Consider the following 9,598-nt stretch of genomic DNA (forward strand, 5'->3'; position numbering starts at 1 on the left):
TTTCTACACTCCACGAAGCTGCTGTCGATTTAGTCGCCAGCGGACTATTATCAAAAATCAACCAATCCTAATAATTAATTAGCACTCGACCGAGATTTTTTGCTACCTCTTTTTAAAAGGGTTATGAAAATTGAGTTTAATCCTCGATCGAGAGCTGTATCTAAATTAGCAACACAGATAATAATACTGACTAGGTCATCAGACGATTATTGCCATGGCGAAACGCGTAGTTTAATGCTAAAGATGGGTTTAATTTAGATTTAAAACATGGCAATAAACTTGTATAAATGACCTTTGATATTAAAAAAATAAAGTAAAGTTTTCTATAATAGATTTTTGTTTTTACAATACAAAATAGTTTGATAATTGAAGTATATTTTCTAATTACTCAATTTGGTTTTTAATTATCTCTAATATTTTTGGAGCAGCTATCTCAATACTGTGTCTCTCCATAACTTTATGTTTAGCATTTACACCCAGACTTTGCAGTAGACATGGTGACTCATATAATTTAATAACACAATCTGCCATGAGATTTAAGTCTAGATAAGGAATGACAAAACCACAGTCATTTTCTACAAATTCAGGCTCACCACCACTCTTGTCAAAACAAATAATTGGCTTTGCCAACGATGCAGCTTCCAGACAAACAAGAGGATAAGGATCCTCTCTCGATGTTAGAGTAAATACGTCAAATCCGGCAAAATAGTTTAGTGGGTTAGCTTTTACACCAATAAAATAAATATAATTTTCTAGCTCTGCTTTCATAATATCTTGCGTTAAAGTAAAACGTGTTATCTCTTCAGGATAACTACCAACCCAAACAAATCGAATGGCTGAATCTCTAGCTTTAGATTTAACGATATAAGCAAGTTGAATGAATAAGTCAGCACCTTTACGCCAATCCAAAGCAGAGCCTGAACCGCCGACAATAAAGGTTCGGTCTGGTATGTTTAGCTCATTTATCAATAATTTCAGATTAAGAGTGTTTGATTGAACAAAGGTAATAGGAATAAATCCATGAATAACGCTAATATTTTGACAGGCAATATTATGTTTTTCAATAAGATTTGTCTTAACTGCGTTCGCACAAGCAATAAAGTGAGTTGTATATTTTTTTACTTTTTCAAAATTAGCAATACCATAAGCTTGAATTATGTACTCAAGCTCATGTGCATGAGAGATCACCGGGCAATTAATAAACTCTAATAACTCTAAAATGTTACCATTAACTAATGTATTAGAGTAAATGAGTTGAATATTTGCATCAACAAGCCATTTCTTTAATCGTAGATTTGAATCGTCTGGAAAAAAACGCCTCTTAATTCTTTGATTTAATCCGTTGCTAGGTTTTTCATCAAAGATTAGAGTTGGTGCTAACTGTATAAAATCTGATTCTAATTCACCTCCTTTTACCAAAATAATGCGAAAGGGAATATTAGTTTTTTCTTTAAACCAGCGAAGGAATTGAAGAAGTAAAATTGGTGCCCCTGAGCGAGAAGCCTCATGGGAAATAAAAACAATTTCTTTTTGCATGTCTTTTGAAGAACGCAGATAGATTTAAATCAACAATGCTTATTATAATAAATTAATTGATTTCTTAAGTAAATTATCTCGTATTTTTCTATTAACAATCATATAAAGCCTAACTATATTGCTTACTGCTACTTTCCAGCTTCCACCGCGAGAGTGTACCAGTAGAAGATAATTATACAATAAGTAAACTTTGGCTTGCTTAGACCTCAAACTACTATCAATGACATTTTCAATTGCTCTCAAAATTGCTGGAGTTGTTTGTGATTTACTTATAATGCCAGATTTATTAATTATTAGCCAAAATTGATAATGTTGCTGATATGCTATTGTCAGTCCTTCATAAGAATTAGTCAGTTTTCCATGTATTCCACCCTCATGAATCCTGTAAACACTCATAGTTTTATTTATATACCTAATATTGCCGTTACGAGCGGCAATTAAGTATAAAGGATAATCTCCAAAAGGAAGAGATGTGAACCAATCAGGAAGATTTTCAATTAATTCTTTTTTGATTACAACAGAAGCCGTCGTAATGTAATTACCTTCCTGAATGAGATTATCTAAAGTGCTGACTTCTAAAGTTGAATCATCATTATTTAGTCGATTATTTTCGGGGCAACATTCATTAATGATTGCTGCATTATGAAAGCAAATAGCAAAGTCGGAATTTGCTTCTAAAAAATCTACCTGTTTTTGCAATTTGAGAGGATCTGTCCAATAGTCATCACCTTCACATAGCGCAATGTATTTACCATGGCAAGATTGAAGTAAAGCTATCCCCATCAGACCTAGAACTACTTCAGGTAAAGGTTTATAGAGATTACGATCGGTTACCAGTAGCCGGATTTTATCTGGGTACTGACTTTGGTATTTTCGGATAATTTCGGTAGTACCATCAGTAGAGTAATCATCACCAATGAGAATTTCATAGGGGAAATCTATTTGCTGAATTAGGGCACCCTCGATCGCTTGCTCGATAAACTCTTTATGATTATAAGTTAGGATGCAAGCAGTTACGATGGGACGATCGCACAACAGATCGCTCTTGACTTCCCTTACATGAGTGTCAATTAGTCTTTGCACTTGGTTGGATAGATCGGAATTCGGGGATAGAGTCATTGATTTTGTGCAACTTGTCACTGAATATTTGTTCGAGTTAAAGATCTTAACTATTTGGGCACAAAAAACATTACAGTTTCAGACCATCCTTCAGTATAATGTCTCAAATAGACATCGTAATCATCTCGAACATCCAAGATAAATTCAGAAATACGCCAAAAATCAGATGGATGGTGATATACGGCGATCGCTAATTTAGGACGATCTTTAGCAATATGTTCGATCGCTCCTTGAAGAGCTTTTAATTCCCATCCCTCTAGATCCATTTTGATAAATGTTACTTTTTCATTAATACTTTTATCTAGAGTAGTAACAGAAATTTGAGATGAACCCGAATCACTTACACAACTAGCAGAGCCTGATTCTGGATTAAATTTTAGTATTCCTTCTCGGTCAGAAACACCCAGCTCAATCATCTCAATATTTCTAAAGTTCTGTAAGCGTTGTCTGGCCTTGGCTAAGTTGGTGGCTGAGGGTTCAAACAGAAAAACTTTTTTGTAATCTGGGTACCTTTTGCAAAATTCTTCGGTTGTATCTCCATCAAACCCTCCACAATCAACAAATACCTCATCTGAATGTCGATACATGAACGGTTCAAAGTATTGTTCCCAGATCCGAAATTGGTAGTCGATCAAGTATTGATAATTAGCAGTTAATCTAAATTTTAAAAGATCGCTTAAAACAGACTTGGATCGATCGTCAGAAAGCCTTTCATATAATTTATTCCATTTAGCTATGTTCTGCTCTAAATCCCTTCTTGTTTCAAGAACAAAAGAAGGTAGGGGGAAAGCTTCTGGTAAAGTTTGACACAAATCCGCGTACGGAATAATTTTTGAGAAGCCAAAATCTTTAATTCTATTTTCAGCAGTTCTTGGTCTTACACACAGAACACAATTTACGATGAAGGCATTATTCGGGACGTTTTGCGTACTTAAAACAGGCTTTTCTTGCCAAGTCGTCCCCAATTCAGCATAGTCATCAATGAACCCATCAATTTCAATTATTTGGGATACTTGTTGGGACGTTTCATTCCGACCAAATAAATATCGTTTTCCCTGAGTAGCTGGAGAGACAAACTCATTAGCCAAAGCAGCTCTAGTCTCAGAAAGTGATGAATTGTAATCGATTATGATTTTTTGATAATCTATCATTGAGTTAATCATTGATTAAAGTTTTCTAGTTCATCAATAGACATTACAAACGCTCTTTAACTCTAATGTTGTGGCGGAGTTTTGGTCCAACCCTTACTACCAGATAGAACCATAGCCTCCAACATTTGCAAACCCTCCAAAGCTAAATCTGCGCCAAATACCTCCGAAGAATGATAGCTACCCGATGAATTATATTCGATTAGAGCATTCGCAATGTCTACATACAAATTAGCAAAAGCTTCAATGAAACCTGCTGGATGACCTGACTTAAAACGATTATATCGGAGGTCTTTAGCAATTTCAGTGCGAGCAGCTCGATCTAATATTTCTCTGCGCCCATCAGCATACGCTAGAATTAATTCTTCTGGATTGGCTTGATACCATTCTGCTGATGCGTGTGAACCGTAAATCCTCAGTTTTAAACCATTGCGATGACCGAGAGCTGACTTACTAAACCAAAATTGACCTTGTATACCTTCTGTATAACGACATAAGCTCGACACATTATCGACAATTTCTGGAAACCAACCAAAACTATCCTGTGTAGCAACTACGGCCAGAGGCTTTTGTTGAATGAGATAATCAATTAACTGATGAAGATGAACGGCTAAATCTAAATAGATAGTGGGGATTTGCCCATCTAAAAGTCTCCATGCTTGCGGAGTGGGTTTATTTCCCCCAGTATCCACTCGGATAAATCCTTCTTGTGGCATTTCTGCTTGAAAATGCAGAATTTGACCTAACTGACCAGATTTGATGATACTTCTTAGCTCCCGAACCATCGGGTATCCCGAATAGTTATAGTTGACAGCAATAAACCCATTCATCTTATCTCGCAAGTCAATAATCTGCTTAATTTCATCGCTACTCATTGCCAAAGCCTTTTCGCAAATGACGGCATATCCTCTTTCTAAGCAAGCTTTGACAAGCTCAAAGTGCATCGGAGTAGGAGTCAAAATAGCAACTGCGTCTAACTTACCTTGCTCCGTATCAAGCATTTCTTTCCAGCTTTCATAAACTCGCTCTGGGGGAACACCATAAACGTTAGCTGTTTCTTGATTGTCTCTGAAATTATGACTAAAACATCCTGCTGCTAGTTTCCAAGAATTATCCATTTGACTAGCAACAAAATGAGTATAGCCAACTGCAGACTTAGTGGAGCCACCAATAAATCCCAAAGAGAGGGGAAGTGAAAGTGATTTACATTCTTTTTTCACGATCTAAATTCTCTAGATTTATTAAGTTAACTTGAGAGTTGGAAAAGCAACTAATATTTTAATAAATATTGTAAAGCTCGCGCTGTAAAGTGGATCTAAATAATTTAGATAGTTCACTTTCAGAGTTTGCCCTAGCGAACAACAGTGCGATTCGCCCAAAAGGGCTAGACTTAACCATATCGCCAGAAAGACTCAAGAAGAGCAAATCTTCGATCTGAATAGGCAGATTAAATTGGAGCGAGCTAAAAGTTTTAGCTACTTGTTGTGAAATTGTATGTCTCATCACATAAGATTGCTTTAGATGCACATCCTTCAGGCTGACAGTTTGATTCAAAAATGGCTCTGTATAAGCTTCGGCATACCTAAAGCCTGTAGAGAATTCAATCAATTGGCTGTAAAGATCTCCCGGACACCGCCGTGTAACCTCAATTAACCAAAACGAGCTTCCCTGCTTGATAAACTGGGTATGAATTAGTCCATCTACTAATTGAAGATGCTTGGCCATCGTTAGCATCGTATCTCCGATCCGTCCAATGACATCTTCTGGAAAGTCATAAACTACTCGGCTAGTATCAACGACGAATGGGTTTGCCGTACCATGCTCCTCCACAATAAATTCACAAACTATCTTTCCTCCCGAAAGAAATGCCGAGTGGCTATATAGCTGCCCTTCAATATATTCTTCAATAACGCAGGTTTTTGTTCGTGAAAATGACTCAGCATATTCTATTGCTGTCTGTAATTTATCTCGATCGGATTCACGAACGATGGTAACACCTCGTCCACTGTAAGCATCTGTGGGCTTAACAATAACTGGTAATATATCGCTAAATTCACCATGTGGAATAATCCGTGGTACTGGTAAACCAATCTCAGCGGCTAATAATCTGAATTTTTTCTTATTATTAATTATTTCAGAAACTTCATTTCTGTCCAAGCCGTAAAATTTACCTTGAGAATTAAGTTCAGTACAAATTTTGTAAGATAGATCGTTACAACCTGGAACAATATAATCGACTCCTAATGAATCCACTAAAGCCAAAGATCGATCTATATTAGAATAGTCTAATTCAACATAGTTTTTTGCATACTTCGCCAGAAAGTCGTTTGGGTTGCCACCACATACAAAAACCTCATTTCCCGATCGAACTAGATAATCATAAATTGGCTTAGACGAACAGTTGGTATCAACCAAAAGTATTTTTTTCATTTTGCGTTCATTTAGGGGGATTAGCAATTACCAATCGAATTATCTGACATATTTTATTAATATCTTCTTCTGATATAGATGTTCCTGTCGGAAGGATCAGAATTTTCTGTGCTAATTTCTCAGTTTCTGGCAGCAACAAACCTGCATTAGGAAAATAAGATCGATAGGGTTCCATTCGATGGCAACCAGGATAAAAATATTTTCTAGCGATCACATTCTCAGCGTGGAGGATTTCGATTAACAAATCTCGACTAATCTGAGCCTTGTTTTCATCGATCTCTGTAACAATATACTGATAATTATTTTTCTCAATCTCATTTACAGGAAATAAATAAACACCAGGTATATCGGCCAAACCTTTTTGATAGCAATGATAATTACGATGATTGACCTCAATAAACTCATCCAAGCTTTCTAGAGACGTTAACCCCATTGCGGCTGAAATTTCCGGCATCTTGCCATTTGTGCCTAGATAGATTACTGTATCAAAGCCAGAAAAGCCAAAATTTTTCATCAATCGTAACTTTTGATTTAATTCATCATTATTAGTAACGATCGCACCACCCTCAAAGGTATTCATAAACTTGGTCGCATGGAAGCTAAACACTTCAGCACTGCCAAAGTTACCAATCATCTCTCCATTGTAAGAACATCCAAGCGCATGGGAAGCATCAAACATCAACTTAAGATTATGTCTGTTAGAAATTTCTGTTAGTGCTTCAACATCACAAGGTTGTCCCCATACATGCACGCCCATAATCCCTGATGTACGGGGTGTAATCAAAGACTCAACTCGCCAAGGATTTATGGTATGGGTTTTGGGATCGATGTCACAAAAAATCGGGGTAATTTCTTGCCACTGCAAAGCATGAGCGGTAGCAATAAAAGTAAAAGAAGGAATAATCACTTCTCCTTTTAATTCTAATGCTCGAATCACTAACTCTAAAGCGATCGTGCCATTACAGACAGCGATACAGTGTTTAGCTCCTAAGTGTTCGGCTATTCTCTGCTCGAATTCTTGCACAAAAATTCCATTATTAGATAGCCATCGCCGATCTAACATATCGTTGATGCGCTCTAATAGGCGATCGCGATTCCCGATATTTGGACGACCAACAAAGAGTTTTTCTTTAAACTTAGGTTCGCCACCAAAGTAAGCTAGTTCTGATATAGTGATATTCATAAATATTAACTTTTAATATTTTAACATTAGAATTCTGCTGGCTTTTCAACTATATACAAAATAGAGCGGGAGTGTATTCCATGCTTGTTAAAAGCTTCGGCTCCAAAATAATTGATATCTAGTTGAGTAACCGTAAAACCTGTTGCTGAGAGTTTATCAATAAATCCTCTTTTGGAATACACCCTTACATGATCGTCTTGACCGAAATATTTCCACCGATCTTCGGGTGTCTTAGCTTCTGGATTCTCATAATCTTCTGACAAAGTTAGCACGATCGGGACCATCAAGATCCCCTTAGCACCTGGCTTGAGAACTCGATAAAGCTCACTCATTGCTTTTCGATCGTCATCAATATGTTCTAAAACATGAGAACATATGAAAAAATTAAATGTGTTGTCTCTATATAGACTCATTTGCGTGATGTCTACAACATCATCAACACCCTCCATCATCATGTCAGCAGAGCGATAATCAATGTGGGGATATTTAGCTTTTATAAAATTCTGCAAACTACCTGACGGAGCAATATCTAACAACCTAAAGTCCTCTCTAATTTCAGATATTTCTTTCTGAAAATAGAGCGAGTATAGCCTGTCGCGATCGCTAGCATTACAGACAGGGCAGGAGTATTGTAAGTAATTCAGTGTTTCAACTTGAAAAGTAGAAAATATATGCCCGTGCGCATCTAAATTTTCATAATAAAAGTCAGGTAATCGATTGAATCTAGCTACAGATGAAGAACAAGTAGGACACAAATATACTGATTCTTCTTTGAAAGGAGCAGTTATTGGAATAGATTTTGCCCTACCCAATAGCACATTAATAGAGTCTTTGAATCTTTGAGGGATGAAGTTTTTGTACATGCTTTATATAACTTGTGTTGACTCGCCATGTAACTGGAATGCTGTCCATAAATTCTTTTCAGCCTTAACCTGAAAATAAGCTGCCGACTGTGCTCTCATTAGTATAGGTCCATCTTTGGATTCAGAAAGACCAACAGTAATTGAATAAAGACCCTTCGAGAAAATTACCTTAGGAATTAAGATTTTAAAACTCACATTTCCGTTAATGTTTTCTAAAGGAAGTTTTTCCTCATATATATATTCTGCAATACCTCTTTGTTCGGCATCATAAAATACTAGAAATGGTTCGGGATGTTTGAATTGTGGACTAACTTTTAATGTAATTTGAATCTCAATGTCTGCAAGCCTCTCGACTAAAATAGTATCGGTAGTATCTAAAGATGGTTGACCGTTAATTAAAATACTAATAATTTGTACTAGTTCACCGACATAAAATGACGGGATAACATCAAATTTTGAGTAGTAGAGATCTATACCTTCAGAAACATTTTTGCCTTGATATACTGGCTTTCCTTTTTCCAGCAATGCTATATCTGTAGCTATTCGAGATACTTGAGGCATACTGTGAGAAACAAAAATAACCGCACACTTAGGAATAAGTAGATCTATTTTTCTGAAACATTTTAAAACAAATCCCATGTCGCCTACTGCTAACACCTCATCCAGCAGTAAGACATCTGGTTCGATCAACACGACAGCAACTGCAAAACCCAATCTTACAGTCATCCCCGAACTATAAGTCTGTACTGGAGCATCGATAAATTCTTCAAGCTCGGCAAACTCAATAATTTCCTCAAGCTTGGCATCAATCGCTGCTTTACTCAATCCAAGAATCGAACCATTAACATAAATATTTTCTCGCCCAGTCAAAATCGGATTGAAACCTGCTCCCAAAGCGATCAATCCTCCCACCTTACCATTAATCTCAATACTACCTCGATCGGGCTTAATTAGACCATTCAACATCTTCAGCAGAGTCGTTTTTCCAGCTCCATTGCGCCCAATCAGTCCTAAACATTCCCCCCGTCGCAACTCAAAACTGACATCTTTCACTGACCAAAACTCATCTGGTCTTAGCTCATGCTCATACTTGCGTCCAGTCAGTTCCGAACCAATATCCTTGATTCCATACCATAGAGACTTTTTCAAGCTTCGGCAAAACTTTTTCGAGACATTCTCAACCCGGATTAAAACTTCTTTGTTATCCGACTGGCTTTGTACATCGCACTTTGGCAAATCTAACATCATATTTCTTGCAGTTACTTTAACTTGAGGCTTTTAGATTAAAGATTAAGATGGGTTTAGTTACTAATTTAAGT

8 protein-coding genes are annotated in these 9,598 nt (G+C 36.7%); all 8 read right to left on the bottom strand.

All coding sequences use genetic code 11. From position 1 onward, the window contains the following. Positions 1–384: 384 nt before the first annotated feature. On the bottom strand, positions 385–1,536 hold the full coding sequence (locus C7B77_RS15870) for a glycosyltransferase family 4 protein (RefSeq protein WP_106306723.1): 1,152 nt from the start codon (positions 1,534–1,536) through the stop codon (positions 385–387). A 42-nt stretch (positions 1,537–1,578) separates the two neighbouring features. Then, a complete protein-coding gene (locus C7B77_RS15875; protein WP_106306726.1) occupies positions 1,579–2,655 on the bottom strand; it encodes a glycosyltransferase in 1,077 nt (358 codons plus the stop codon). 50 nt (positions 2,656–2,705) lie between these two features. Beyond that, on the bottom strand, positions 2,706–3,806 hold the full coding sequence (locus C7B77_RS15880; RefSeq protein WP_181243882.1) for an FkbM family methyltransferase: 1,101 nt from the start codon (positions 3,804–3,806) through the stop codon (positions 2,706–2,708). 62 nt (positions 3,807–3,868) lie between these two features. After that, positions 3,869–5,023, bottom strand: a complete 1,155-nt coding sequence (locus C7B77_RS15885; protein ID WP_106306731.1) for a Gfo/Idh/MocA family protein — start codon at positions 5,021–5,023, stop codon at positions 3,869–3,871. Positions 5,024–5,081: 58 nt separating this feature from the next. Then, positions 5,082–6,233 (bottom strand): ATP-grasp domain-containing protein, encoded by a 1,152-nt coding sequence (locus C7B77_RS15890; protein ID WP_106306734.1) that lies wholly within the window; start codon positions 6,231–6,233, stop codon positions 5,082–5,084. A gap of 7 nt (positions 6,234–6,240) precedes the next feature. After that, positions 6,241–7,416 (bottom strand): DegT/DnrJ/EryC1/StrS family aminotransferase, encoded by a 1,176-nt coding sequence (locus tag C7B77_RS15895; protein WP_106306737.1) that lies wholly within the window; start codon positions 7,414–7,416, stop codon positions 6,241–6,243. Between the two features lie 26 nt (positions 7,417–7,442). Further along, a complete protein-coding gene (locus C7B77_RS15900) occupies positions 7,443–8,279 on the bottom strand; it encodes a methyltransferase domain-containing protein (RefSeq protein ID WP_106306740.1) in 837 nt (278 codons plus the stop codon). A 3-nt stretch (positions 8,280–8,282) separates the two neighbouring features. After that, entirely contained in the window at positions 8,283–9,527 is a 1,245-nt protein-coding gene (locus C7B77_RS15905) for an ABC transporter ATP-binding protein (RefSeq protein WP_106306743.1), read from the bottom strand. Positions 9,528–9,598 lie beyond the last annotated feature (71 nt).

The sequence above is a fragment of the Chamaesiphon polymorphus CCALA 037 genome (assembly GCF_003003845.1).
Classification (GTDB): domain Bacteria; phylum Cyanobacteriota; class Cyanobacteriia; order Cyanobacteriales; family Chamaesiphonaceae; genus Chamaesiphon; species Chamaesiphon polymorphus.